Genomic DNA, 737 nt, shown 5'->3' on the forward strand with positions numbered 1-737 from the left:
GAGCAGGGTTCGGTCGGAGTCGTAGAACGACAGCGTGTCCCAACGCTTGCAGACGTGGACCTTTTGGCCGGGAGCCGCGTTGACCTGGTAGTCGTTCTTGTCGACTCGGACGAACCCCGTGTTGTCAACCGTCGCTTCGACCCAAGAGCACGGATCGAAATCCGCTGCCGGGAGATGGAGCATGAGGGCGAGATCCTCAAGGAAGAGCTCCTTGATCACCCTGGGCGCCTTCTTGTAGTGGGGCTCCTCCGCTTGACGCTCCAACCAAGTCATGAGGCTGTTGTTGAGCTCGGCGAAGTTCCCGTCGAAGCGCAGGGCCGGAACGAAGAAATTGCGGCGAATCCAGCCCACGGCATTCTCAACGGACCCCTTCTCGTTGCCGGCGGCAGGGTTGCAGAACTCCGCCTTGAAGCCGTAGTGAACCTGCAGGCGGCGGAAGTTCTCCGTCAGCACGCGCGGATGATCCTTCACGTCGTGGACGTTGTCCACCTCGTGAGCCTTGCTGGGCGGCACCAGCAGGGAGACCGCAGTGCTCATGTTGTCGAAGCGGATGCGCAGCGGTACGCGGCCGATGCGGTCGAACATGAGCTTGATGCCGTACGCCAGGCACTCGAAGTTCTGAGCGGGAAGCACCACGGCCATGCGGTAGTTCGAGTGAGGGAAGGTCAGGACGAGGAGGATGAGCCTGCAGGTCTCGCCATTGAGGAAGACGTCGATCTCGCCGAAGTCGAGCTGAG

General features: G+C 61.5%; 1 protein-coding gene. It reads right to left on the reverse strand.

Annotated elements, in window-relative coordinates:
- Positions 1-737 (reverse strand): Mu transposase domain-containing protein (locus HMPREF9440_RS00375; RefSeq protein WP_008540409.1); only part of this gene is annotated, 737 nt, incomplete at both ends.

It is taken from the genome of Sutterella parvirubra YIT 11816 (assembly GCF_000250875.1).
Taxonomy (GTDB): domain Bacteria; phylum Pseudomonadota; class Gammaproteobacteria; order Burkholderiales; family Burkholderiaceae_F; genus Sutterella; species Sutterella parvirubra.